This is a genomic window from Thioalkalivibrio sp. XN8 (assembly GCF_011058255.1).
Taxonomy (GTDB): domain Bacteria; phylum Pseudomonadota; class Gammaproteobacteria; order Steroidobacterales; family XN24; genus XN24.
In genome coordinates this window covers 30,314-52,838 of record NZ_JAALFH010000067.1, presented here as the reverse complement: position 1 = coordinate 52,838, position 22,525 = coordinate 30,314, and the positions used below count along the sequence as shown (strand labels likewise).

24 protein-coding genes are annotated in these 22,525 nt (G+C 69.6%); 11 read left to right on the top strand and 13 right to left on the bottom strand.

All coding sequences use genetic code 11. The annotated features are described in order from the left end of the window. Nucleotide 1: 1 nt before the first annotated feature. From G6N75_RS12535 to G6N75_RS12515, 5 genes are read right to left on the bottom strand one after another with little or no spacing between them, the layout of a single operon-like run. Nucleotides 2-364 (bottom strand): STAS domain-containing protein, encoded by a 363-nt coding sequence (locus tag G6N75_RS12535; protein WP_165348711.1) that lies wholly within the window; start codon nt 362-364, stop codon nt 2-4. Further along, nucleotides 361-993: an ABC transporter substrate-binding protein gene (locus G6N75_RS12530; protein WP_165348710.1), complete on the bottom strand. Its 633-nt coding sequence runs from the start codon at nt 991-993 to the stop codon at nt 361-363. Before G6N75_RS12530 ends, G6N75_RS12535 begins: the two co-directional genes overlap by 4 nt. A 4-nt stretch (nt 994-997) precedes the next feature. After that, entirely contained in the window at nt 998-1,465 is a 468-nt protein-coding gene (gene mlaD / locus G6N75_RS12525; RefSeq protein WP_165348709.1) for an outer membrane lipid asymmetry maintenance protein MlaD, read from the bottom strand. 3 nt (nt 1,466-1,468) lie between these two features. Continuing rightward, nucleotides 1,469-2,275, bottom strand: a complete 807-nt coding sequence (gene mlaE / locus G6N75_RS12520; RefSeq protein ID WP_165348708.1) for a lipid asymmetry maintenance ABC transporter permease subunit MlaE — start codon at nt 2,273-2,275, stop codon at nt 1,469-1,471. 9 nt (nt 2,276-2,284) lie between these two features. Beyond that, complete coding sequence (locus G6N75_RS12515) at nt 2,285-3,109, bottom strand: ATP-binding cassette domain-containing protein (RefSeq protein WP_165348707.1); 825 nt, start codon at nt 3,107-3,109, stop codon at nt 2,285-2,287. 173 nt (nt 3,110-3,282) lie between these two features. Here G6N75_RS12515 and G6N75_RS12510 point away from each other — a divergent pair, with 173 nt between their 5' ends. Genes G6N75_RS12510 through G6N75_RS12470 form a run of 9 tightly spaced genes read left to right on the top strand, consistent with a single transcriptional unit; the run spans nt 3,283 to nt 10,390 of the window. Then, on the top strand, nt 3,283-3,753 hold the full coding sequence (locus G6N75_RS12510) for an SUF system Fe-S cluster assembly regulator (protein WP_165348706.1): 471 nt from the start codon (nt 3,283-3,285) through the stop codon (nt 3,751-3,753). 18 nt (nt 3,754-3,771) lie between these two features. Further along, the gene (gene sufB, locus G6N75_RS12505) at nt 3,772-5,220 is read left to right on the top strand and encodes a Fe-S cluster assembly protein SufB (RefSeq protein ID WP_165348705.1); all 1,449 of its coding nucleotides are present in this window, start codon (nt 3,772-3,774) and stop codon (nt 5,218-5,220) included. Nucleotides 5,221-5,240: 20 nt separating this feature from the next. Then, entirely contained in the window at nt 5,241-5,996 is a 756-nt protein-coding gene (sufC, locus tag G6N75_RS12500) for a Fe-S cluster assembly ATPase SufC (RefSeq protein ID WP_165348704.1), read from the top strand. Further along, nucleotides 5,993-7,306, top strand: a complete 1,314-nt coding sequence (gene sufD / locus G6N75_RS12495) for a Fe-S cluster assembly protein SufD (protein ID WP_165348703.1) — start codon at nt 5,993-5,995, stop codon at nt 7,304-7,306. The genes sufC and sufD overlap by 4 nt, the downstream gene beginning before the upstream one ends. Then, nucleotides 7,303-8,559, top strand: coding sequence for a cysteine desulfurase (locus tag G6N75_RS12490; protein WP_165348702.1), 1,257 nt, complete (start codon nt 7,303-7,305; stop codon nt 8,557-8,559). The genes sufD and G6N75_RS12490 overlap by 4 nt, the downstream gene beginning before the upstream one ends. Further along, nucleotides 8,559-9,002: a Fe-S cluster assembly sulfur transfer protein SufU gene (gene sufU / locus G6N75_RS12485; RefSeq protein WP_165348701.1), complete on the top strand. Its 444-nt coding sequence runs from the start codon at nt 8,559-8,561 to the stop codon at nt 9,000-9,002. The genes G6N75_RS12490 and sufU overlap by 1 nt, the downstream gene beginning before the upstream one ends. Before the next feature lie 19 nt (nt 9,003-9,021). After that, entirely contained in the window at nt 9,022-9,573 is a 552-nt protein-coding gene (sufT, locus tag G6N75_RS12480) for a putative Fe-S cluster assembly protein SufT (protein WP_165348700.1), read from the top strand. A 1-nt stretch (nt 9,574) separates the two neighbouring features. Next, nucleotides 9,575-9,889 carry a non-heme iron oxygenase ferredoxin subunit gene (locus G6N75_RS12475; RefSeq protein WP_165348699.1) on the top strand — a complete coding sequence of 105 codons (315 nt, stop codon included), beginning with the start codon at nt 9,575-9,577 and terminating at the stop codon, nt 9,887-9,889. A gap of 3 nt (nt 9,890-9,892) precedes the next feature. After that, entirely contained in the window at nt 9,893-10,390 is a 498-nt protein-coding gene (locus tag G6N75_RS12470) for a histidine phosphatase family protein (protein WP_165348698.1), read from the top strand. 8 nt (nt 10,391-10,398) lie between these two features. Here G6N75_RS12470 and G6N75_RS12465 read toward each other — a convergent pair whose 3' ends face one another. The 5 genes from G6N75_RS12465 to G6N75_RS12445 form a co-directional block, all read right to left on the bottom strand. Beyond that, nucleotides 10,399-11,313: a proline iminopeptidase-family hydrolase gene (locus G6N75_RS12465; protein ID WP_165348697.1), complete on the bottom strand. Its 915-nt coding sequence runs from the start codon at nt 11,311-11,313 to the stop codon at nt 10,399-10,401. A 120-nt stretch (nt 11,314-11,433) separates the two neighbouring features. Continuing rightward, nucleotides 11,434-12,105 carry a hemolysin III family protein gene (locus G6N75_RS12460; protein ID WP_165348696.1) on the bottom strand — a complete coding sequence of 224 codons (672 nt, stop codon included), beginning with the start codon at nt 12,103-12,105 and terminating at the stop codon, nt 11,434-11,436. A gap of 41 nt (nt 12,106-12,146) precedes the next feature. After that, nucleotides 12,147-13,508, bottom strand: coding sequence for an L-serine ammonia-lyase (locus G6N75_RS12455; RefSeq protein ID WP_165348695.1), 1,362 nt, complete (start codon nt 13,506-13,508; stop codon nt 12,147-12,149). Between the two features lie 8 nt (nt 13,509-13,516). Continuing rightward, a complete protein-coding gene (putA, locus tag G6N75_RS12450) occupies nt 13,517-16,714 on the bottom strand; it encodes a bifunctional proline dehydrogenase/L-glutamate gamma-semialdehyde dehydrogenase PutA (RefSeq protein ID WP_240901127.1) in 3,198 nt (1,065 codons plus the stop codon). A gap of 52 nt (nt 16,715-16,766) precedes the next feature. After that, complete coding sequence (locus tag G6N75_RS12445; RefSeq protein WP_165348694.1) at nt 16,767-17,150, bottom strand: RNA-binding S4 domain-containing protein; 384 nt, start codon at nt 17,148-17,150, stop codon at nt 16,767-16,769. A gap of 83 nt (nt 17,151-17,233) precedes the next feature. Between G6N75_RS12445 and G6N75_RS12440 the strand changes: the two genes are divergently transcribed. Both G6N75_RS12440 and tdh read left to right on the top strand, forming a co-directional pair. Beyond that, a complete protein-coding gene (locus G6N75_RS12440; RefSeq protein ID WP_165348693.1) occupies nt 17,234-18,424 on the top strand; it encodes a glycine C-acetyltransferase in 1,191 nt (396 codons plus the stop codon). Between the two features lie 51 nt (nt 18,425-18,475). Next, nucleotides 18,476-19,501, top strand: coding sequence for an L-threonine 3-dehydrogenase (gene tdh, locus G6N75_RS12435; RefSeq protein WP_165348692.1), 1,026 nt, complete (start codon nt 18,476-18,478; stop codon nt 19,499-19,501). Between the two features lie 27 nt (nt 19,502-19,528). On the opposite strand, the gene sppA is transcribed toward tdh, so the two are convergent. From sppA to trmD, 3 genes are read right to left on the bottom strand one after another with little or no spacing between them, the layout of a single operon-like run. Further along, a complete protein-coding gene (gene sppA / locus G6N75_RS12430; protein WP_165348691.1) occupies nt 19,529-21,376 on the bottom strand; it encodes a signal peptide peptidase SppA in 1,848 nt (615 codons plus the stop codon). Nucleotides 21,377-21,379: 3 nt separating this feature from the next. Next, entirely contained in the window at nt 21,380-21,724 is a 345-nt protein-coding gene (gene rplS, locus G6N75_RS12425) for a 50S ribosomal protein L19 (protein ID WP_165348690.1), read from the bottom strand. Nucleotides 21,725-21,765: 41 nt separating this feature from the next. Then, nucleotides 21,766-22,518, bottom strand: coding sequence for a tRNA (guanosine(37)-N1)-methyltransferase TrmD (trmD, locus tag G6N75_RS12420; RefSeq protein ID WP_165348689.1), 753 nt, complete (start codon nt 22,516-22,518; stop codon nt 21,766-21,768). Nucleotides 22,519-22,525 lie beyond the last annotated feature (7 nt).

The following is a 22,525-nucleotide window of genomic DNA, read 5'->3' as shown; positions in this document are numbered from 1 at the left end:
CTCAGTCGGGCGCAACCTCCGCCCCGTCCCAGCGCTCCGCCCGGCGCAGCATATCGTCCACTTCGCTGATCTGGGCGATGGCGAGCAGCTGCTCGGGCAGGTGGTGGAACTGGAGTTCGCGCGCATTGGCCCGGGCCCAGGTGACCCACTCCAGCAGCAGCGCCAGCCCGGCGCTGTCGCCCCGCGTGACCCCCGACAGGTCCAGCTCGATCACGGCATGGTCGCGGAACAGGCTCCGGCTCCGGGCCAGGGCCGCGGCGGCGGTGGCGAAACTGAGCTCGCCCTCGACCCGGAAGCGGCCCGGCCCGGTGGCGTCGAACCTCACCCGCGCGGCCCGGCGCGGGATGGCCTCGACGCCGCTCAAGAGCCCGCCTGCTCCCCGTCGGCCTGGAGCTCGTCGATGACCTGCTGGATGCCCTTGTTGCGGAACTCGCTGGCGTACTGGTTGCGGTAAGTCGTGAGGTAGGAAATGCCCTCGACGATGACGTCGAAGACCTTCCAGCTGCCGTCATGGAGCCGCAGCCGGTAGCTCACCGGCACCACCGTGCCGTCCCGCATCCGGACTTCGGAGTCGACCACCGCCAGCCCCTTCTCGGGATCGCCGCGCGTGCCGGTGATGTTCAGCTGGTCGGACTCATATTCGAGGATGCCTTCGCCATAGCTCTCCAGCAGCTTGCGGTAGAGACCGTCGATGAAGGCTTCGCGCTGTTCCGGCGTCGCTTCCCGCCAGTAACGTCCCATCACCGCCTGGCCCGTGGCGCTGCGGTCCCAGCGGGGCAGCAGCACCTCGTCGACGATGGCGAACAGCGCCGCGCGATCCTCGCGGAGCTCGCCGCGGCGGCCCTCGATGGCCTGCATGGTGAGTTCCGAGGCTTCCCGGATGACTTTTTCCGGCCCCGCCTCGAAACCCGGTTCGGCCGCCGCCGCGAACGGCAGCGCCAGGACCAGCAGCCCCAGCGCCAGGATCATCCAGCCAGTTGTCGTTCGTTGCATTCTCTTACTCTCCAGCGCCTGCCTGGTTGAACAGGTACTTGCTAATCAGTTGCTCCAGCACCACAGCAGACTGCGTGTACAGGATCTCGTCGCCCGCGGCCAGGTAATCCTCCGCACCGCCCGGCTGCAGCCCGACATACTGGCCGCCCAGGATGCCCGAAGTCAGGATGCTCGCATCCGAATCTGCCGGAATCCGGTCGTACTGCGAGGCGATGCGCATGGTCACGACCGCCTCCAGCCGCTCGGTGTCGAATTCGATCGCCGTCACCCGGCCAATTTGCACGCCGGCGATCGACACCGGCGCCCGGACCTTGAGCGTGCCGACCTGGTCGAACCGGGCCTGCAGCTCGTAGCCCTCCTGCCCGGCATATTCGTCGAAACTGCTCACCCGGGTGGTGAGGAAAAACAGGGCCACTATGCCCATGAAGACAAACAGCCCGGTGCCGAGTTCCACGGCGCGCGTTTGTTGCATGACTCAGTTCCCTCCCAGCAGCCAGGCCGTGAGCATGAAGTTCAACACCAGCACCGTTAACGAAGTATGAACGACCGCGCGGGTGGTCGCCCGCCCGACGCCCTCGGCGGTGGGGACGCAATTGTAACCCTCGAACACCGCGAGCAGGCTGGCGGCCACCCCGAAGAACACGCTCTTCACAATGCCGGAGAGCACGTCGTCCTGCAGGTCGACCTGCGCCTGCATCTGCGACCAGAAGGCCCCCTCGTCCACGCCGAGCACGATCACCGCCTCCAGCCAGGCGCCGAAAATGCCCATGGCATTGAAGATCAGGGTCAGGATCGGCACTGCGATCACCCCGCCGAGAAAGCGCGGCGCCACCACCCGCTTGATCGGGTCGACGGCCATCATTTCCATGCCGGCCAGCTGGTCCGTGGCCTTCATCAGGCCGATCTCGGACGACAGCGCGGTCCCGGCCCGGCCGGCGAACAGCAGCGCGGTCACCACGGGGCCCAGTTCCCGCACCAGGCCCAGCGCCGCGACCATGCCGATGGTGTCTTCGGCCCCGAAGCGCGACAGCGTGTTGTGTCCCTGCAGCGCCAGCACCATGCCGACGAACAGGCCCGCCAGCATGATCACCACCAGCGACTGGACGCCGGCCACGTAAACCTGCTGAATCACCAGGCGCGGCCGCGCCAGCGCATAGGGCAGGCTGGCGAGGATCCGCAGCAGGAACAGCTGGCCGGCACCGAAGGTGCCGAAAAAGTCGCGCAGCGAGTAACCGGCCTCGAGCAGCAGGCGGCGCCAGCCAGGGACCCGGGGTGCGGTCATGGCGCAGCCTCAGTCGCGCTCGGGCGCGAGCAGCTGCTCGCCGTAGTCGGGCGCCGGGTAGTGAAACGGCACCGGCCCGTCCGCCATGCCCTGCATGAACTGGGTGACCGTCTCGGAGTGATGGTCGCGCAGCTGTTCCGGCGTCCCTGTCGCCGCCACCCTGCCGTCCGCCAGCAGGAAGCTGCAGTCGGCGATGGTGGACACCTCGTCCACGTCATGGGTCACTACCACGCTGGTCAGGCCGAGCGCGTCGTTCATGCGCCGGATCAGGCGCACCACTACGCCCATGGAAATCGGGTCCAGGCCGACGAAGGGCTCGTCGTAATAGATGATATCCGGGTCCATCACGATCGCCCGCGCCAGCGCCACCCGCCGGGCCATGCCGCCCGACAGCTGCGCCGGCATCAGGCGCCAGGCGCCGCGCAGGCCGACCGCATGCAGCTTGGTGAGCACGATGTGCCGGATCAGCCGCTCCGGCAGGCGGGTATGCTCGCGCAGCGGGAAGGCGACGTTGTCGTAGACGTTGAGATCGGTGAGCAGCGCGCCGTTCTGGAACAGCATGCCGACGCGCCGGCGCATCCGGAACAGCTGGCGGCGGCTCATCCGCGTCACTTCGTCCCCGTCGAACAGGATACTGCCGCGATCGGGGATTTCCTGGCCGGTGATGAGCCGCAGCAAGGTGGTCTTGCCGGTGCCGCTGGGCCCCATGATGGCGGTCACGCCGCCGCGGCGGATCTCCAGGTCGAGCCCGTCGAACACCATCGCCTGGCCGCGGGCGTAATGCAGGTCGCGGACGACGATGATGTTGTCCGCGCCGGGACATCCGCTCTTCATCCAGTGCTCCGCAGCCGAGGTGTGCAGGGCCGGGACCAGGAGGCCGGGCCCCGACGAGCGCGCATGCTAACACACGCTCCCCGGCCCTCCGGGGTTGGCCTCGGCAGCAATCAGGACTAAAATGGTCCCCATTCAAGCCGCAGGCCGGCGGGACGGGCCCCAAGATGTTGAAAATGAGTCGCTTGACCGATTACGGCACCGGCGTGCTGGCCTACCTGGCCGCCGCGGAACAGGTGCCCCACAGCGCCAGCGAGGTGGCTGAACAGACCGGCCTGCCGGCCGCCACCGTGAGCAAGATCCTGAAGCTGCTGACGCGGGGCGGGCTGGTGAGTTCGCAGCGCGGCGCCCAGGGGGGGTACCTGCTGGCGCGCCCGGCGACCGACATTACCGCCGCCGAGGTGCTCGATGCACTCGACGGGCCGCTGGCGCTGACCGAGTGCTCGGTGGAGACCGGCAGCTGCGAGCTGGAGGCTTCCTGCCTGGTCGGGAACGCCTGGCAGCGGATCAACGTGGCCATCCGCGGCGCGCTGGACGAGATCACTCTCGCCGAGCTCGCCAACATGCAGGCCGGCTACCGGCCGCGGGTGGACCTGAGAGCAATCGTGTCGTCGCCGGGCAAGCTGGCGCGACTGGAGCGCGGCTGAGGCCGCGGGGAGCGAGGCATGGCAACTGGACAGCAAGACGTCGAACAGCTCGTAGCGCGCAAGTACCGCCACGGCTTCGTCACGGATATCGAGTCAGATACCGTGCCGCCCGGGCTGGACGAATCGGTCATCCGGCTGATTTCGCACAAGAAAAAGGAACCGGAGTTCCTGCTGCAGTGGCGCCTGCGCGCCTTCGAGCACTGGCTGACCATGCCCGAGCCCGACTGGGCCCACGTGCGCATTGCGCCTATCGACTACCAGGCCATCTCCTACTACTCGGCGCCGAAGAAAAAGACCGACGGTCCCAAGAGCCTGGACGAGGTCGATCCGAAGCTGCTCGAGACCTACGACAAGCTCGGCATCCCGCTGCACGAGCGCGCCCGGCTCGCCGGCGTCGCGGTGGACGCCGTCTTCGACAGCGTCTCGGTCGCCACCACCTTCAAGCAGAAACTGAAGGATGCGGGCGTCATTTTCTGCCCCTTCTCCGAGGCCGTGCAGGAGTATCCCGAGCTGCTCGAGAAGTATCTCGGCACCGTGGTGCCACCGGGCGACAATTTCTTCGCCGCCCTGAACTCCGCCGTCTTCACCGACGGGTCCTTCGTGTATATCCCGAAGGGTGTCCGCTGCCCGATGGAGCTGTCGACTTATTTCCGCATCAACGCCGCCAATACCGGCCAGTTCGAGCGCACCCTGATCGTGGCCGACGAAGGCAGCCACGTCAGCTACCTCGAGGGCTGCACCGCGCCGATGCGCGACGAGAACCAGCTGCACGCCGCGGTGGTGGAGCTGATCGCGGAGGACGACGCCGAGATCAAGTACTCCACGGTGCAGAACTGGTACCCCGGCGACGAGAACGGCGTCGGCGGCATTTACAACTTCGTCACCAAGCGGGGCGACTGCCGCGGCCGCAACGCGAAGATCTCCTGGACCCAGGTGGAAACCGGCTCGGCCATCACCTGGAAGTATCCGAGCTGCATCCTGCGGGGGGACAACTCGGTCGGGGAGTTCTACTCGGTCGCGCTGACCAACAACCTGCAGCAGGCCGACACCGGCACCAAGATGATCCACATCGGGCGGAACACCCGCAGCACCATCGTCTCCAAGGGCATCTCCGCCGGCCGGGGCCAGAACGCCTACCGCGGCCTGGTGAAGATCCTCCCCGGCGCCGAGGGCGCGCGCAACCACACCCAATGCGACTCGCTGCTGATGGGCAGCGACTGCGGCGCGCACACCTTCCCGTACATGGAGATCGGCAACCCCACGGCCGTGGTCGAGCACGAGGCGACGACCTCCAAGATCAGCGACGAGCAGCTGTTCTACTGCCGCCAGCGCGGCATTTCGGAGGAAGACGCCGTCAACATGATCGTCAACGGCTTCTGCAAGGAAGTCTTCCGCGAGCTGCCGATGGAGTTCGCCGTCGAAGCCCAGAACCTGCTGAGCGTCAGCCTCGAAGGCGCGGTCGGCTGAAGGACTACAGGAACCAAGCCATGCTGAGCATCAAGAACCTCCACGCCCGCGCCGGCGAGCGCGACATCCTGAAGGGACTGGACCTCGAGGTCGGCCCCGGCGAAGTGCACGCCATCATGGGCCCGAACGGCTCCGGCAAGAGCACGCTGGCCGGGGTGCTGGCGGGGCGCCCGGATCTGGAAGTGACCGAGGGCACCGTGACCTACCGCGGCCAGGACCTGCTCGACCTCGATCCCGAGGAGCGGGCCCGCGAGGGCGTGTTCCTGGCCTTCCAGTACCCGGTCGAGATCCCGGGCGTGAACAACGTCTACCTCCTTAAGGCCGCCCTGAATGCCGTCCGCAAGCATCGCGGCGAGTCGGAGCTCGACGCCTTCGAGTTCCTGGCCCTGGTCAAGGACCGCATGAAGCTGATGCAGATGGGCGACAGCTTCCTCAACCGCGGCGTCAACGAGGGTTTCTCCGGCGGCGAGAAAAAGCGCAACGAGATCCTGCAGATGGCGGTGCTGGAACCCGCCCTGGCGGTTCTCGACGAGACCGACTCCGGCCTCGACATCGACGCCCTCAAGGTCGTGGCCAACGGGGTGAACAGCCTGCGCTCGCCGGACCGCTCGATGGTGGTGGTGACGCACTACCAGCGGCTGCTCGACTACATCGTGCCGGATTTCGTGCACGTGCTCTCCGACGGGCGCATCGTCCGCACCGGCGGGCGTGAACTGGCGCTCGAACTGGAGGAGCGCGGTTATGACTGGCTGCGCGGGGGGGCGAACGCGGCATGAGCACTGCCACCGCCGCCAGGGGCGCGCATGCGCCCGCCCTGCCCGACTGGATCGAGCACGCGGCCGCGGCGGCCGCGGGGCCGGCATGGCTGCAGGAGCGCCGCCGGGCCGGCCTTGCGGCCTTTGCCGCCGCCGGCTTCCCGACCCGTCGCGACGAGGCCTGGAAGTACACCGACCTGAAGCTCGTCACGCGGCGCAGTTTCGGCGCCGGCATCGCCGCCGCGCCGGAACTCCCGGCCATCGAGGGCCTGGACTGCCCGTCCCTGGTCTTCGTCAACGGGCGGCTCGCCGCCAGCCACGGCGTCCCGCAAGCCGTCGGCGTACAGCCGCTGGCCGCCGCGATCGCGGCCGATGACCCCGCCTGCCGGGAGCTCCTGGCGACCATCGCCGACCCCGCGCGCCATCGCTTCGCCGCGCTCTCTACGGCGCTGTTCGCCGACGGCGTGCTCGTGGACCTGCCGGCCGGCACGGTTCTCGAGCAGCCCCTGCGACTGGTTTTCCTGGCGGCCGCCGGGGATACGCCGGTGCTGGAATGCCCGCGGGTGCTGATCCGGGCCGGGGCCAACAGCCGGGCCACGGTGATCGAGCATTACGGCGCCGGCACCGGGGAGTCGCTGAGCCTCGCGGTGACCGAGGTTGCCGCCGGCCCCGGCGCCATGATCGAGCACTATCGCCTGCAGGAGAGCGCGCCCGAGGCCTTCCACCTGGGCGTTCTCGCGGCCAGGCTGGAGCGCGACTCGACGCTCGTCAGCCACAATCTGTCGGTCGGCGGCCGCATCGCGCGGCTCGACCTCGATGCCGCCCTGGCCGAGCCGGGCGCCCACGTCACCATGAACGGCCTCTACGTGGTGCGTGAACGCCAGCACGCAGACAGCCACAGCCGGGTCGACCATGCCGTGCCGCGCACCTCGAGTGACCAGCTCTACCGGGGCGTGCTCAGCGGCAAGAGCCGCGCAGTGTTCAACGGCAAGGCCGTGGTTCATCCCGGCGCGGCCGGGACCGATGCCCAGCAGTCGAACGCCAACCTGCTGCTGTCGCCCGACGCCGAGATCGACACCAAGCCGGAGCTGGAGATCTATGCCGACGACGTGAAGTGCTCCCACGGTGCGACCACCGGCCAGCTGGACGCCAATGCCCTGTTCTACCTGCGCTCCCGCGGGGTGGACGAAAGTACTGCCCGCAGCCTGCTGACCTTCGCCTTCGCCGACGTCGTGCTGGCGCGCATGCCGCTGGCCCCGCTGCGGCGTCATGCCGAGCAACTGGTGGTCGGGCGCCTGCCCGACGCCGACCGCATCCGGGAGTTCACATGAGCGCCGCCCGCCAGGACGCCGCCGTCTCCCGGCCGGCCTTTGACGTCGAGGCCGTGCGGCAGGACTTCCCGGTGCTGCACCAGGAGGTTCACGACCGGCCGCTGGCCTATCTCGACAACGCTGCCTCGGCCCAGCACCCCGTGCAGGTCATCGAGGCCGTGGCGGAGTACTACCGGCGCGACCATGCCAACGTGCACCGCGGCGTGCACCAGCTGAGCCAGCGAGCCACCGCCGCCTTCGAGGGCGCCCGCGAGAAGGTGCAGCGCTTTATCAACGCCGCCTCCGAGCGCGAGATCATTTTCACCCGCGGCACCACCGAGGCGATCAACCTGGTGGCGCAGAGCTGGGGCCGCGCCAACCTCGGGCCCGGGGACGAGATCGTCATCACCCACCTGGAGCATCACGCCAACATCGTGCCCTGGCAGATGCTGTGCGAACAGACCGGCGCCCGACTGCGCGTGATCCCGATGACCGCCAGCGGCGAAATCGATCTCGAGGCCGCGCGCGAAATCATCGGCAGCGCCACCCGACTGCTGGCCTTCGGCCACGTTTCCAATGCGCTCGGCACCATCAACCCGGTCGAGGAACTGGTCGGGCTGGCGCGCGCCGCCGGCGCGCTGGTGCTGCTCGACGGCGCCCAGGGCGTGCCGCACATGCGTGTGGACGTGCAGGCGCTGGGTTGCGACTTCTACGCCTTTTCCGGCCACAAGATGTTTGCGCCCACCGGCATCGGCGTGCTGTGGGGCCGGGAGGAGCTGCTGCGCGCCATGCCGCCCTGGCAGGGCGGCGGCGACATGATCCTGGCCGTGAGCTTCGAGCAGACGACCTATAACGCGCTGCCCTGGAAATTCGAGGCCGGCACGCCGCACATCGCCGGCGGCGTCGGTCTCGGCGCTGCCATCGACTACCTGGAGCGGCTCGACTTCGACGCCGCCGCGGCCTGGGAACACGAGCTGCTGGTCTACGGCACCGAGGTCCTGGGCGCGATCGAGGGCCTGAAGATCATCGGCACCGCGCCCCGCAAGGCGGCCGTGATCTCCTTCGTCCTGGACGGCGTCCATCCCCACGACATCGGCACCATCGTGGATCACGCGGGCGTGGCGATCCGCACCGGCCATCACTGCGCCATGCCGGTGATGGAGTATTACGGCCTGCCGGCCACGGCGCGGGCTTCCTTTGCCTTCTACAACACCAAGGCCGAAATCGATCGGCTGGCCGCCGCCCTGCGGCAGGCCCGCGAGGTGTTCGCCTGATGGATCTGGCCGATCTCTACCGGGACGTGATCATCGATCACAACCGCACGCCGCGGAATTTCCGCAAGATTCCGCCGCCCTGCAGCCATGCCGAGGGCCTCAACCCGCTGTGCGGCGACAAGCTGCAGGTCTACCTCAAGGTCGGGGCGGACGACCGCATCGAGGACATCTCCTTCGAAGGCTCCGGCTGCGCCATCTCGGTGGCGTCCGCCTCCCTGATGACGGAAGCGCTGCGCGGCCGCACCCGCGCCGAGGCGGAGGCGCTGTTCGAACGCATCCACGCCATGCTGACCGGCCGGGAAGAGCCCGATGTCGGCGCACTGGGCAAGCTGGCTGCGCTGGCCGGGGTGCGGGAATACCCGACCCGGGTAAAATGCGCCAGCCTGTGCTGGCATACGGCCCACTCCGCCCTGGACGAGGGCGGGACCGTGAGTACCGAGTAATCAACCGCAGAAGGTCCCCATGTACGGACAAGACAGCGAACCCGTAACCCTGGCCCGCGACTGCATCGCGATCATCGTGCCGGCCGGCGACCAGGTGATGCTCCGCAAGGGCGCGCGCGGGCTGATCACCCAGGCCCTCGGCGGCAGCTTCACCGTCTACCTCGACGGCAACCTGTTTCGCATCGCTGGCGAAGACGCCGACGCCCTGGGCAAGGAGCCGGTGCCGCCGCCGCAGCTGCCGCCTGACGCGGAAGACGAGGACGTGGAGGACCTGGTCTGGGACCAGCTGCGTACCTGCTTCGACCCGGAGATCCCGATCAACATCGTGGACCTGGGGCTGATCTACGAGTGCAAGCTGCAGCACGCCGAGGGCGGCGAGCGCGACGTCGAGGTCAAGATGACCCTCACCGCGCCCGGCTGCGGCATGGGCGAAGTGCTGGTGATGGACGTCAAGGACAAGCTGGAGATCATTCCGACCATCCGCGAGGCGCGGGTCGAACTCACTTTCGACCCGCCGTGGAACCGGGACATGATGTCCGAAGCGGCGCGCCTGCAGACAGGGATGTACTGAGATGGGCAGGTGGCACGACGTTACGGCCGAAGGCGACATCGAGCCGGGCGGCTTCGCCCTGCTGGAGACCGACGACCTCACGGCGGCAGTGTTCAACGTGGACGGGACCCTGTACGCCATCGAGGACGTCTGCACCCACGACGGCGCCGAACTGGCCGGCGGACCGGTGGTCGGCGACCAGGTGGTCTGCCCGCGCCACGGGGCCCGCTTCTGCCTGCGCACCGGTCGCGCCCTCACCCCGCCTGCTTACGCCGCGGTCCAGACCTTCCCGGTGCGGGTGCACGAAGGCCGGATCGAGGTGGAACTCCCGGACTGAGGGATGCTGCAGCTCATCCTCTTGCGGCACGGAAAATCCAGCTGGGATGACGCTCGGCTCGACGACTTCGACCGCCCCCTCGCTCCACGCGGCCTGCGCAACGTGCCGGAAATGGGCCGGCGCCTGGCCCGGCGGGGGCCTGTCCCCGGCCTGGTCGTCTCCAGCCCCGCCGTGCGCGCGCTGGCCACGGCGCGCGGCGTCGCGCGCGAGGTCGGCTACCGGGAGGACCGCATTCGCGAGGCGCCGGAACTTTACCTCGCGACGCCTGACGAGATCCTCGCCGTCGTGCATGCGACGCCGGCAGGCGTCGACGCGCTGATGGTGGTGGGTCACAACCCCGGGCTGACGGAGCTGGCGAACCGGCTGGACGACATCCGCCTGGACAACATGCCGACGGCCGCCATGCTGTGCGTGGAGTTCGACGCCGCTTCGTGGGCGGACATCCGCCCGGCCAACGCCGAGCTCTGCTGGTTCGATTACCCGAAGAAACAACCCGGCTGAGCGCCGCCTCAGGCCGGCGCGAGCTGGGCGCGCACCTCGACGCGGGCGAGGAAGCCGTCGAGCACCTCGAGGTAGTGCTGGGGCTCTTCCAGGTGCGGCATGTGCGCACTGTGCTCGAACACCACCCACTCCGAGCGCGGGATCTCGCGGTAGAGCACCGCCGCGAGCGGCGGCGGCACCAGGTCGGCCCGGCCCGAGGTCACCAGGGTCGGCACGTCGATCTCACCCAGGCGCGGGACCAGGTCCCAGTCGGCCAGCAGCCCGCCCGGCTCGAGCTCGCTGGCGCCGAGCAGCGCAGCGCGCGCGCCCGGCTCCCGGCGCGCCTGCGCCAGGCTCCGCTCCAGTTCTTCCGGCCACGGGTTCAGGAGACACAGGTGGCGGCGCAGGAAGGCATCGACAAGGCCGCGGGAAGGCGCCGTGTCCGGGGCTCCGGAACGGCGCTGGCGCTCGAGGGGCGCGCGGATCTCCTCGGGCAGGCGGCGGATCAGCCCGGCGAGCTCTGCGCGCCACTTGGGCACGCTGGCCGGCGTGCCCGACAGCACCAGGCTGGCTACTCCCGCAGGATGGCGGAGCGCATACTCGAGCGCGATCATGCCGCCCCAGCCGTGGCCGAGAACATGGCAGTCGAACAGGCCCGCCGCCGCGATGACGGCCTCGAGTTCGGCCACGAACAGCTCCAGCGACCATGCGGCCCCGGGACGCAGGTGGTCGGAGCGGCCGCAGCCGAGCTGGTCGTAGAAAACGACCTGGCGGCCGGTGGCCTGCATCTCCTCGAGGGGTTCCAGGTAATCGAGGCCGTAGCCCGGACCACCGTGAATGCAAATCAATGCGTGGCGCGAACGGGTCTTGCCGACGACCCTGAACCGGGTCTTGTAGCCTCGGAAGGCGGCATAGCCTTCGGTGGCAGGACTGTAATCGCGCATCCCGACGGCGCCCCTGCCTCATCCATGGAGCTGAGGGCCACCAGCTTAGGCCCGGGACCGGGCAGTCGGCATCCGCAGGAATACTGTCAGCAGTTTCCGCAGCCTTGCGGGTCGGCCGCGTCAGGCCCCCGCCGCGTAGCGCATCACGGCGACGAAATGGCACGCCGTGCCCCCTAGCACGAACAGGTGCCAGACGAAGTGCAGGAAGCGCCGGCCGTCGAGCGCATAGAACACGACGCCCAGGGTGTAGCTCACGCCGCCCGCCACCAGCCAGGCGAGGCCGGCCGGCGCCATGCGCTCGACCAGCGGCCCGATCGCCACCAGCACCAGCCAGCCCATGGCCAGGTAGATGACGACCGAAAGGCGGCGGAAGCGTACGCCCCCCATGGCCTTCATCACCAGGCCGGCCAGCGCCAGCGACCAGATCAGGCCGAACAGCGTCCAGCCCCAGCCTCCGCGCAGCACCCCGAGCGTGAACGGCGTGTAGGTGCCGGCGATCAGCAGGAAGATCGAGCCGTGGTCGATGACGCGCAGGATTTTCTTCGCGCGCGGCGCCGCGACGGCGTGGTAAAGGGTGGACGCCAGGTAGGCCAGCATCACGGTGACCGCGAACACCGCGGCTCCCACGAGGTTCGCGACCCCATGGCCTGCGGCCTCGGCCAGCAGGAAAGGGGTCGCGATGGCCGCGCCGAGGAAACCCGCCCCGTGGCTGACGCTGTTGGCGATCTCCTCGCCGACCGACTGAGGGCGCTTGTGCCCGGACAGGTGAACCGGGCTCAGTTCGTGCTGCATTGCGTCAACCTAACGGGCATGCGGGCCGGCCGTCAACCCGCTCAGCACTCCGGCACGTTCACCGCCAGACCGCCCTGGGACGTTTCCTTGTAGCTGGTGGACATGTCCAGGCCGGTCTGGCGCATGGTGGCAATCACCTGGTCCAGGCTCACCTTGTGGCTGCCGTCGCCGCGAAAGGCCATGCGGGCCGCGTTGACCGCCTTGACTGCCCCCATGGCGTTGCGCTCGATGCAGGGAATCTGCACCAGGCCGGCGATCGGGTCGCAGGTCAGGCCGAGATTGTGTTCCATGCCGATTTCTGCCGCGTTCTCGACCTGGGCGTTGCTCCCGCCCATGGCGGCGACCAGCCCGCCGGCCGCCATCGAGCAGGCCACGCCGACTTCGCCCTGGCAGCCCATTTCGGCGCCCGAGATCGAGGCATTGCGCTTGTAGAGAATGGCAATCGCGCCGGCGGTGAGCAGGAAGCGCAGCACGCCCTCCTCGTCGCCGCCGCTGACGAAGCGGCGGTAGTAATGCAGCACGGCCGGCAGGATCCCCGCCGCGCCGTTGGTCGGCGCCGTCACGATGCGCCCGCCGGCGGCATTCTCCTCGTTCACCGCCAGCGCGTAGGCGTTCACCCAGTCCATGAAGTCGCCGGCCGCCCCCTCGCCGCAGAGTTCGCGGTAGAGCCTTGGCGCGCGGCGCGGGAGCTTGAGCACGCCGGGCAGCACGCCCTCGGCATGGAACCCCTGTTGCACGCAGTCCTTCATCACCTGCCACAGTTCCAGCAACCGGGCCCGCGTCTCCTCCGGCGGCCGCCAGGCCGTCTCGTTGGCGATTACCAGCTCGTGGATCTTCAGCCCGTGGCGCCGGCACTGCTCGAGCAGGTCCGCGGCGCTGTCGAAGGGAAACGGTACCGTAACCGCGCGGTCGCCGGGGCGCGCCTCGGGCTCGTCGCCGCTGACGATGAAACCGCCGCCGATGGAATAGAAGTCTTCGCTGGCCAGCAGCCCGCCCGCCGCGTCGAACGCGCTGAAGCGCATGCCGTTGGTGTGGCGCTGGAGCACCTGCTCGCGGTGGAACAGCAGGTCCATCGGCTCGTCGAAGGCGATCTCGTGCTCGCCCAGCAGGCGCAGGCGGCCTTCGTCCCGGATGCGGGCCAGCCGCGCTTCGACCGCCGCGGGCTCGAGGGTTTCCGGAATCTCCCCCTCGAAGCCGAGCAGGATGGCACGGTCCGTACAGTGACCCTTCCCGGTCAGCGCCAGCGAGCCGTAGAGCTGCGCGCCCACCCGGTGCACGCGCCCCAGCAGGTCCCGCTCTTCCAGGCCGAGCAGGAAGCGGCGGGCGGCCAGCATCGGCCCCATGGTATGGGAGCTCGAGGGCCCGACGCCCACCTTGATCAGGTCGAAAATGCTGATCGCCACGGTGCGCCTCAGCCGTCCGCCAGCGACAGCAGGCTGGCGTTGCCGCCGACCGCCGAGGTGTTGATGGTCAGGGTGCGCTCGGTGCAGAAGCGATGCAGGTAGGCCGGACCACCCGCCTTCGGCCCCGTGCCGGAGAGGCCCTGGCCGCCGAAGGGCTGCACGCCGACCACCGCGCCCACCATGTTGCGGTTGACGTAGACATTGCCGGCGCGCGTCTTGGCGAAGATCTCGCGCGCCCGGGCGTCGATCCTGCTGTGCACCCCGAGCGTCAGCGCATAGCCGGTCCCGTTGATGTCCTCGATGACCCGGTCGAGGTCGGCCGCGGCGTAGCGCACCACGTGCAGCACGGGACCGAACACCTCCCGCTCCAGGTCCCGGATGCTCTCGAGCTGCACCACCGTCGGGGCGAGGAAGGTGCCGTGGGCCGCCGGTGCCGGCAGGTCGCAGCGCGCCAGGATCCGGCCCGCCTGCTCCATGCGCCCGACATGCGCCTCCAGGGTGGCGAGCGCCTCGCCGTCGATCACTGGCCCCACGTCCGTGGCCAACAGCCCGGGATCGCCGATCTTCAGCTCCCGCATGAACCCCTGCAGCAGCCGCAGGGTACGATCCGCGACCTCGTCCTGCAGGTACAGCACCCGCAGCGCGGAGCAGCGCTGGCCGGCGCTGTTGAAAGCGGATTTCACCGAATCGAGCACCACCTGTTCCGGCAGCGCCGAGCTGTCGACCAGCAGCGCATTCTGCCCGCCGGTTTCAGCAATCAGCGTGGGGATGGCGGCATCGCGGGCCGCCAGGCTGCGGTTGATCAGCCGTGCCACGTCCGTCGAGCCGGTGAAGGCGACCCCCGCGACCCGGGGATCCGGCAACAGCGCGGCGCCGAGTTCCGGGCCGCTGCCCGGCAGCAGGTGCAGGACTTCGCCCGGCACGCCGGCCTCATGCAGTAAGCGCACCGCAGCCGACGCGACCAGCGGGGTCTGCTCAGCCGGCTTGGCCAGCACGGTATTACCGGTCACCAGGGCGGCGGCGACCTGCCCGGTGAAGATGGCCAGCGGAAAATTCCACGGGCTGATGCACAGGAACACGCCGCGGCCGTGGTTGCTGAGTTCGTTGCTCTCCCCGGTCGGGCCCGGCAGCCTGGTTGCGGTCGCCAATTCGCGCTTCGCCTGCGCGGCGTAATAGCGGAGGAAGTCGACCGCCTCGCGCAGTTCCGACAAGGCGTCCGGGATGCTGCGGCCGCCCTCGCGGACGCACAGCGCGAGCAGCTCGGCGGTGTGGGCCTCGAACAGGTCCGCGGCGCGTTCCAGCACGGTCGCCCGGGCCGCCGCGCCGGCGACATTCCAGCGCCGCTGGGCGCGGTGCGCCTGATCGAGGGCCGCCAGCGCCTGTTCGGGCGTCGCCCAGACGACCTCCCCGACGACCCGGCGATTGTCGGCCGGGTCGCGTACCGGCCGCGGCTCGCGGGACTGCTGCTGCCCGCCGGTCAGCGGCACCGCCCGGCGCGGCTGGGCCATGGCGTGAGCCATGCCGTCGGCCAGCGGTCGCAGCGCTGCCGGGTCCGCGAGGTTGATGCCGCGCGAGTTCGGCCGCTCGTCGCCGAAGATGCCCAGCGGCGACGGAATCCGCGGGTGCGGGATCGTCTCGAGGGCATCCACGGTCGCTACCGGGTCGGCGACGATCTGCTCCACCGGCGCCTCCTCGTCCACGATGCGGTTGACGAAGGAAGTGTTGGAACCGTTTTCCAGCAGCCGGCGCACGAGGTAGGGCAACAGGTCCTCATGGTTCCCCACCGGGGCGTACACGCGACACGGCAGGTCGAACTTGTCCCGGCCGATGACCTCGGCATAGAGCTCCTCGCCCATCCCGTGCAGGCGCTGGAACTCGAACTGCCGGTGCTCGCCGGCGAAGCGGATGATGCTGGCCACGCTGTGGGCGTTGTGGGTGGCGAACTGCGGGTACACCCGCCCCTGCGCAGCCAGCAGCTCCCGCGCGCAGGCCAGGAACGAGACGTCGCTGTTCACCTTGCGCGTGAAGACGGGATAGCTTTCCAGCCCGTTCTCCTGGGCGCGCTTGATCTCGGCGTCCCAGTACGCGCCCTTGACCAGGCGCACGGGGATGCAGCGACCGGCCTCTTCCGCCAGTGCGATCACCCAGCGACAGGCATCGAGGCCGCGCTTCAGGTAGGACTGGATCGCCAGCCCGAAGCCGTCCCACCCGGCCAGGGCCGGGTCGCGGAACACGCGCTCGAACAGCTCCAGCGAAATCTGCAGCCGGTCGGCTTCCTCGGCGTCGATGGTCAGCCCCACGCCCGCCTGGCGTGCCGCGGCCGCCAGTTCCAGGATCCGGGGCGTGAGCTCCCCGAGCACGCGCTCGCGCTTGGCGAACTCGTACCGCGGGAACAGCGCCGACAGCTTCACCGAGATGCTGTCGGCGGCGAAGATGGAGTCCGGCCTGCGATCCGCGGCCGCGATGGCGCGAATGCCGGCATGGTAGGCCTCCAGGTAGCGCTGGCTGTCGGCGGCAGTGAGCGCCGCCTCGCCCAGCATGTCGAAGGAGTAGCGGTAGGCCGCCCCTTCGCCGCCGGACGCGCGCTTGAGGGCGTCGCCGATGGTGCGCCCCATGACGAACTGGTGGCCCATGATGCGCATGGCCTGGCGCATCGCGCCGCGCACCACCGGCTCGCCCAGGCGGCTGGCCAGGCGTTGCATGAACTTGCCCGGCTGCTCCACGTCGCGGTTGGCCGGGCGGATGATCCGCCCGGTGAGCATCAGGCCCCAGGTCGAGGCGTTGACGAAAGTGGAGTCGCTGGTGCCGAGGTGGCTGCGCCAGTCGGCGGAGGTCAGCTTGTCAGCGATCAGCCGGTCCGCGGTGTCCTTGTCCGGCACGCGCAACAGCGCCTCGGCGAGGCACATCAGGACCACGCCCTCCTGGCTGGACAGGTCGTATTTCTGGAGGAAGGCGTCGAGCCCGCTCACCCGCTGCCGGTTCTGCCGCACCGCCTCGACCAGGCGAACGGCAGTGGCGCGAATCTCGGCCGTTTCCTCGGGGCTCACCCGCGCCAGGTCCGCCAGCTCACGCACCAGCGGCGTTTCGTCGGCGAGATAGCGGGGATTCACCGTCCGGGCGACCGCCGACTCGGCGGCGCCCGGCTCGGCGACGATAAAGGGCACGCCGCCCAGGAGCTCCCCCTGCACCTGCTCTGTTCCGTTCAAGTCTTCGTCTCCCGTGTCCTGCGAGCGCCGCCCCGCCAGGGCAGCCGGCGCGTCATGTCGTGCGTGTCAGGTCGATCAGCCGCCGGCGGGACCGCTTGTCGGGCCGCACGCTCGGCGGCCGGTTGCCGGCGAGATCGCGCCGCAATTGCTGCGCCGCCTGCCGGGCGGCGACGCTGGCCTCGGTCTCCGCGTACAGCTCCCGCGCAACGCTGGCCGGCCCGCGCCGTGCCGCCAGCGCCACCACCTCGATCTCCAGCCGCTCTTCGCCGCGGGAAATCTCCAGCCGGTCACCCGGCCGCACGACCCGCGCCGCCTTGGCGCGCTGGCCGTTGACGTGCACGTGGCCACCGGCGATCGCGGCCTGTGCCAGGCCCCTGGTCTTGAAAAAGCGGGCGGCCCAGAGCCAGCGGTCGAGCCGGACGTCGTCCTGTCCCATGGGCGCAGTTTACGCGCAGCAGGCTCCGGTTGCAGCGGGTGGGCTTGCTATAATCGCCGCCTTTGCCGCAGCAGGAACCCGCGATGAACCAGGCATTGCTCGACCGGCTCCAGCAGGAACTCGCCAACCTCAAGGCCGAGGGCCTGTACAAGTCGGAGCGCGTCATCGATTCGCCGCAGCAGGCCGCAGTCCACATCCGCGGCGGGCGGGAAGTGATCAACCTCTGCGCCAACAACTATCTCGGCCTGGCCAACCACCCGGAGCTGATTGCCGCCGCCCACGAGGCCCTCGACCGCTATGGCTACGGGATGGCCTCGGTGCGCTTCATCTGCGGCACTCAGACGCCGCACAAGGAGCTAGAGCGCCGCATCAGCGCTTTCCTCGGCATGGAGGACACCATCCTCTACCCCTCCTGTTTCGACGCCAACGGCGGCCTGTTCGAGACCCTGCTCGGCGACGAGGACGCAGTCATCAGCGACCAGCTGAACCACGCCTCCATCATCGACGGGATCCGGCTTTCCAAGGCGCGCCGTTACCGCTATCGCCACAATGACATGGCGGACCTCGAGGCGAAGCTGCGCGAAGCCGCGGACGCACGCGTCCGCCTGGTCGCGACCGACGGCGTCTTCTCCATGGACGGCACCATTGCCGACCTTGCCCGCATCTGCGAGCTGGCGGAGGCGCACGACGCCCTGGTGATGATCGACGACTGCCATGCCACCGGCTTTCTCGGCGCGACCGGCCGCGGGACGCACGAGCGCCAGGGGGTGCTCGGCCGCGTGGACATCATCAGCGGCACGCTGGGCAAGGCCCTGGGCGGGGCTTCGGGCGGCTTCGTCGCCGCCCGCGGGCCCATCGTCGAGTGGCTGCGGCAGCGCTCGCGTCCCTACCTGTTCTCGAACACCGTCGCGCCGGTGATCGCCCATACCTCGATCCGGGTCCTCGACCTGCTCGAGTCGGGCAACGAGCTGCGCCGGCGCCTGTGGGACAACACCCATTTCTTTCGCGAGCGGATGACCCAGCTCGGCTTCAACCTGAAGCCCGGCTCGCATCCGATCATCCCGGTCATGCTCGGCGACGCGAAGCTCGCCGGCCAGATGGCCGACCGCTTGCTGGAGGAAGGCGTCTACGTGATCGGCTTCTCCTACCCGGTGGTGCCGCACGGCGAGGCCCGCATCCGCACCCAGATGTCGGCCGGCCACAGTACCCATCACCTCGAGAAAGCGGTCGCCGCCTTCGAAAAGGTCGGGCGGGACCTCGGCGTCATCCGCTGAAGCCCCGCCAGCGAATATCACTGCCACGCCCCTGTCACCACGGAGTCACCCATGCGCGCGCTCGTCAAGGCCAAGGCCGAACCCGGGATCTGGATGCAGGACATCCGCCGGCCGGAACCCGGTCCCAACGACGTCCTGATCCGGATCCGCAAGACCGCGATCTGCGGTACCGACATGCATATCTACCAGTGGGACGAGTGGGCGGCGAAGACCATCCCGGTGCCGATGGCGGTCGGCCACGAGTACGTCGGCATCGTCGAGGCGATCGGCAGCGAGGTGCAGGGGGTCCTGCCGGGCGACCGCGTCTCGGGCGAGGGTCACCTGACCTGCGGCCACTGCCGCAACTGCCGTGCCGGCCGCAGGCACCTCTGTCGCAACACCATCGGCGTGGGCGTGAACCGCCAGGGCTGCTTCGCCGAGTACCTTTGCATTCCGGCGAGCAACGTGTTCAAGCTGCCGGACGCGATCACCGACGAGGTCGCCTCCATCCTGGATCCGCTCGGGAATGCGGTGCACACGGCCCTGTCCTTCGACCTCGTGGGCGAGGACGTGCTGATCACCGGCGCCGGCCCGATCGGCATCATGGCTGCCGCGATCGCGCGGCACGTGGGCGCGCGCCACGTGGTGATCACGGACGTTAACGACTACCGGCTCGACCTGGCCCGGCAGATGGGCGCCACGCGGGCGGTGAACGTCACGCGCCAGTCGCTCGACGAGGTGATGCAGGAACTGGAGATGCAGGAAGGCTTCGACGTGGGGCTGGAGATGTCGGGCAACCCGCAGGCCTTCCGCGACATGCTGCGGACACTGCATCACGGTGGCAGCGTGGCGCTGCTGGGCATCCCGCCGGCAGAGATGGCGATCGACTGGAACCAGGTGATCTTCAAGGGCCTGACCATCAAGGGCATCTACGGCCGCGAGATGTTCGAGACCTGGTACAAGATGGCCAGCATGCTGCAGAGCGGCCTGGACGTCAGCCCCGTGATCACCCACCGCTTCCCGGCGAACGACTACCTGGAAGGGTTCCGGACGATGGGCTCCGGCCAGTCGGGCAAGGTGATCCTGGACTGGGCCTGAGCGCGGGCGCCGGCAGCCGGCGGGCGCTCAGTAGGTGCCGCAGAAGCAGTGGTAGTAGAGGTTGCGCGGGTCGGACAATTCGCCCAGCTCGCGGATCTCGCCGAGCACGCCCCGCATCTCGCTGGGGACAGTCCCCAGCCATGAGCCCGGCAGCCGGATGAGCCCGGCCCGGGCGCCGCGGGAGAGCAGCTCGGCCATCAGCCGCTCGGTGAAGCTCACCTCGGCCTCGATGGTCTCGACCCGGTAATCGTCCCCCAGCCCGGCGCGCTCGGCCGCGCTTGCGACGGCATCGTCGAGGCTGCCGAGCCGGTCCACGAGGCCGGCCTCCTGCGCCACGGTGCCGAGCCAGACCCGCCCTTCCGCCCAGCGCTGCACGGCCTCGGGCTCCAGCTCCCGGTGCTCGGCCACCATGCCCTTGAAGCGGTCGTACACGCCCTCGACGAGCGTCTCGATCACCACCTTGACCTCGTCGCTCATCGGCTGATCGAGCCGCAGCGCGTCGCTGGCCTCGTGGGTGCCGACGCCGTCGACGCCGATCCCGACGCGGTCTAACAGGCGGCCGAAGTTGGGGAACATGGCGACCACGCCGATGGAGCCGGTCACCGTGGTGGGATGGGCCCAGATCTCGTCCGAGGCCAGCGAGATCATGTAACCGCCGGAAGCCGCCACCCCGCCCATGGACACGATCACCGGCTTGCCGGCGTCGCGTACCATCTGCATTTCGCGCAGAATGGCTTCCGAGGCCAGCGCGCTGCCGCCGCCGCTGTCGACCCGCAGCACCACCGCCCGGATGTCATCGTCTTCCGCCGCCTGCCGCAGCAGCTCGCGCAAGCTCGCGTCACCGATGCTGCCAGGCGGCTGGTAACCCGGCAGGATGCTCCCGCGGGCTACGATCAGCCCGACCGCCGCGCCTTCCCCGTCCCCGGGCCGGGCCGCCGCAGCCACTTCGCGCGCCGCCTGGTATTCCTCGGCCCAGACCCCGGCAAAATCCCCATCCTTGTCTCTGGCCCCGGTCTCGGCGAGCTGCTGCTCGAGCTCCGCCAGGGTCCGCACGCCGTCCACCAAGCCGGCGTCGAGCGCCGCCCGCGCCATGTCCCCGTCCGCGGCGCGCAGGCGCGGCAGGAAGCGATCGATGTAGTCGTCCAGCAGGGCCGGCTCCAGGCCGCGCGCTTCCGCCACCGCCGCGCGCCACGCGCCCCACAGCCCGTCGGCGATCGGCTGCAGGTTGGCCCGCGCCGCCTCGGACATGCTGTCGCGGACGTAGGGATCGCCGAAGCTCTTGGCCTCGCCGGCGGCGAACACGTGCCAGTCGATCGACAGCTTGTCCAGCGCGCTGCGGAAGTAATTGCGGTAGAAGCCGAAACCGGTGAAGAACAAGTCCCCGGCCGGATCCAGGTAGAGCTCGTCGGCGTGGGCGCCGAGGTAGAGCTGGGCCTGGCCGATGCTGGCGCCGGAGGCGATCACGGGCTTGCCGGCGGCCCGAGCGCGTCCCAGGGCCGCCGCGACGCGCTCCAGCTTGTCCAGGCTGCCGCCCTCGAAGCCATCCAGGTCGAGGTGGATCGCAGTGACGCGCCCGTCCTCGGCGGCGGCGTCGATCATCTCGACCAGCTCGCTCAGCAGCACCTGGTTGGACTCCAGCCCGCGCGCCGCGTCCATGGCACGCTCCAGCGCATCGCCGGCGTATTGCTCCACCAGCACGCCCTGGGGGTTCAGCACCAGGGCGAACTTGTCCGGCAGCGCGCCGGGGCGCTGCGCAATGATCGCCACCAGCGCCACCAGCACCAGCAGCATCAGGACCAGGTGCACGCCCCGGCGGATCCCGTCCAGGACCCGCCACGCGAAGCCGAACACCCGGCCGAGGCTACGCCGCAGCAAGGATCAGACCTTTTCCTTGATGCGAGCGGCCTTGCCGGTCCGTTCGCGCAGGTAATACAGCTTCGCCCGGCGCACGTCGCCGCGCCGCTTCACCTGGATGCCGGCGATGCTCGGGCTGTAGGTCTGGAACACGCGTTCCACCCCCTCGCCGTGGGACATCTTGCGGACCGTGAAGGCAGAGTTCAGGCCGCGATTGCGGCGCGCGATCACCACGCCTTCGAAGGCCTGCAGGCGCTCGCGGTTGCCCTCCTTCACCTTGACCTGCACCACGACGGTGTCGCCGGCGGCGAAGTCGGGAATCTCCCGCTGCATCTGTTCCTTTTCCAGTTCTTCGATGATGTTGCTCATTTCGTCACCCGCACCCAGGCCCAAGCCAGTCAAGTTCCAGTTCAATCCGCGCCGCCCGTAGCCCGGTCGGCGATGTATTCTGCCAGCAATCCCTGCTCTTCTGCCGACAGCGTCCGGCCCGCCAGCAGGTCCGGCCGCAGCTGCCAGGTCCGTCCCAGCGCCTGCTTCAGCCGCCAGCGGCGGATCGCCGCATGGTCGCCCGACAACAGTACCCCCGGCACCCGCAGCCCGTCGACCTCCTCCGGCCGCGTGTAGTGCGGGCAGTCCAGCAGCCCGTCGCTGAAGGAGTCCTCCGCCGCGGAGGCCTCGTCGCCCAGCACGCCCGGCAGCAACCGGGCCACCACGTCGACCACCAGCATCGCGGGGATCTCGCCCCCGCTCAACACGTAGTCGCCGACCGTCAGCGTCTCGTCCGCCTCCATGCGGACGACTCTCTCGTCGATACCCTCGTAGCGTCCGGCTACGAGCAGCAGCCCGGGCAGCGCAGCGTACTCTTGCGCCACCCGCTGGTCGAACACCCGCCCCTGGGGCGACAGCACGACCGTCCGGCTTCCCGGCGGCAGCTGCGCCCGCGCGGCGCGGATCGCGCTCCGCAGGGGCTCGACCTTCATCACCATGCCGGGGCCGCCGCCGTAGGGCCGGTCGTCCACCGTCCGATGGGGATCGGCCGCGAAGTCCCGCGGGTCCGTCGTCCCCAGCTGCACCGCCCCGCGTTCCACCGCGCGGCCCACCACCCCGCAGCGGCCGACGCTCGCGACCAGCTCCGGGAACAGCGTCACTACCTCGAAACGCATGACGCCG

What these genes read in the sequence shown, in the direction of transcription:
- G6N75_RS12530 (WP_165348710.1), bottom strand. Translation starts at nt 993, where the DNA reads ATGCAACGAACGACAACTGGCTGGATGATCCTGGCGCTGGGGCTGCTG.
- mlaD (WP_165348709.1), bottom strand. Translation starts at nt 1,465, where the DNA reads ATGCAACAAACGCGCGCCGTGGAACTCGGCACCGGGCTGTTTGTCTTC.
- mlaE (WP_165348708.1), bottom strand. Translation starts at nt 2,275, where the DNA reads ATGACCGCACCCCGGGTCCCTGGCTGGCGCCGCCTGCTGCTCGAGGCC.
- G6N75_RS12515 (WP_165348707.1), bottom strand. Translation starts at nt 3,109, where the DNA reads ATGAAGAGCGGATGTCCCGGCGCGGACAACATCATCGTCGTCCGCGAC.
- G6N75_RS12510 (WP_165348706.1), top strand. Translation starts at nt 3,283, where the DNA reads ATGAGTCGCTTGACCGATTACGGCACCGGCGTGCTGGCCTACCTGGCC.
- sufB (WP_165348705.1), top strand. Translation starts at nt 3,772, where the DNA reads ATGGCAACTGGACAGCAAGACGTCGAACAGCTCGTAGCGCGCAAGTAC.
- sufC (WP_165348704.1), top strand. Translation starts at nt 5,241, where the DNA reads ATGCTGAGCATCAAGAACCTCCACGCCCGCGCCGGCGAGCGCGACATC.
- sufD (WP_165348703.1), top strand. Translation starts at nt 5,993, where the DNA reads ATGAGCACTGCCACCGCCGCCAGGGGCGCGCATGCGCCCGCCCTGCCC.
- G6N75_RS12490 (WP_165348702.1), top strand. Translation starts at nt 7,303, where the DNA reads ATGAGCGCCGCCCGCCAGGACGCCGCCGTCTCCCGGCCGGCCTTTGAC.
- sufU (WP_165348701.1), top strand. Translation starts at nt 8,559, where the DNA reads ATGGATCTGGCCGATCTCTACCGGGACGTGATCATCGATCACAACCGC.
- sufT (WP_165348700.1), top strand. Translation starts at nt 9,022, where the DNA reads ATGTACGGACAAGACAGCGAACCCGTAACCCTGGCCCGCGACTGCATC.
- G6N75_RS12475 (WP_165348699.1), top strand. Translation starts at nt 9,575, where the DNA reads ATGGGCAGGTGGCACGACGTTACGGCCGAAGGCGACATCGAGCCGGGC.
- G6N75_RS12470 (WP_165348698.1), top strand. Translation starts at nt 9,893, where the DNA reads ATGCTGCAGCTCATCCTCTTGCGGCACGGAAAATCCAGCTGGGATGAC.
- G6N75_RS12465 (WP_165348697.1), bottom strand. Translation starts at nt 11,313, where the DNA reads ATGCGCGATTACAGTCCTGCCACCGAAGGCTATGCCGCCTTCCGAGGC.
- G6N75_RS12460 (WP_165348696.1), bottom strand. Translation starts at nt 12,105, where the DNA reads ATGCAGCACGAACTGAGCCCGGTTCACCTGTCCGGGCACAAGCGCCCT.
- G6N75_RS12445 (WP_165348694.1), bottom strand. Translation starts at nt 17,150, where the DNA reads ATGGGACAGGACGACGTCCGGCTCGACCGCTGGCTCTGGGCCGCCCGC.
- G6N75_RS12440 (WP_165348693.1), top strand. Translation starts at nt 17,234, where the DNA reads ATGAACCAGGCATTGCTCGACCGGCTCCAGCAGGAACTCGCCAACCTC.
- tdh (WP_165348692.1), top strand. Translation starts at nt 18,476, where the DNA reads ATGCGCGCGCTCGTCAAGGCCAAGGCCGAACCCGGGATCTGGATGCAG.
- rplS (WP_165348690.1), bottom strand. Translation starts at nt 21,724, where the DNA reads ATGAGCAACATCATCGAAGAACTGGAAAAGGAACAGATGCAGCGGGAG.
- trmD (WP_165348689.1), bottom strand. Translation starts at nt 22,518, where the DNA reads ATGCGTTTCGAGGTAGTGACGCTGTTCCCGGAGCTGGTCGCGAGCGTC.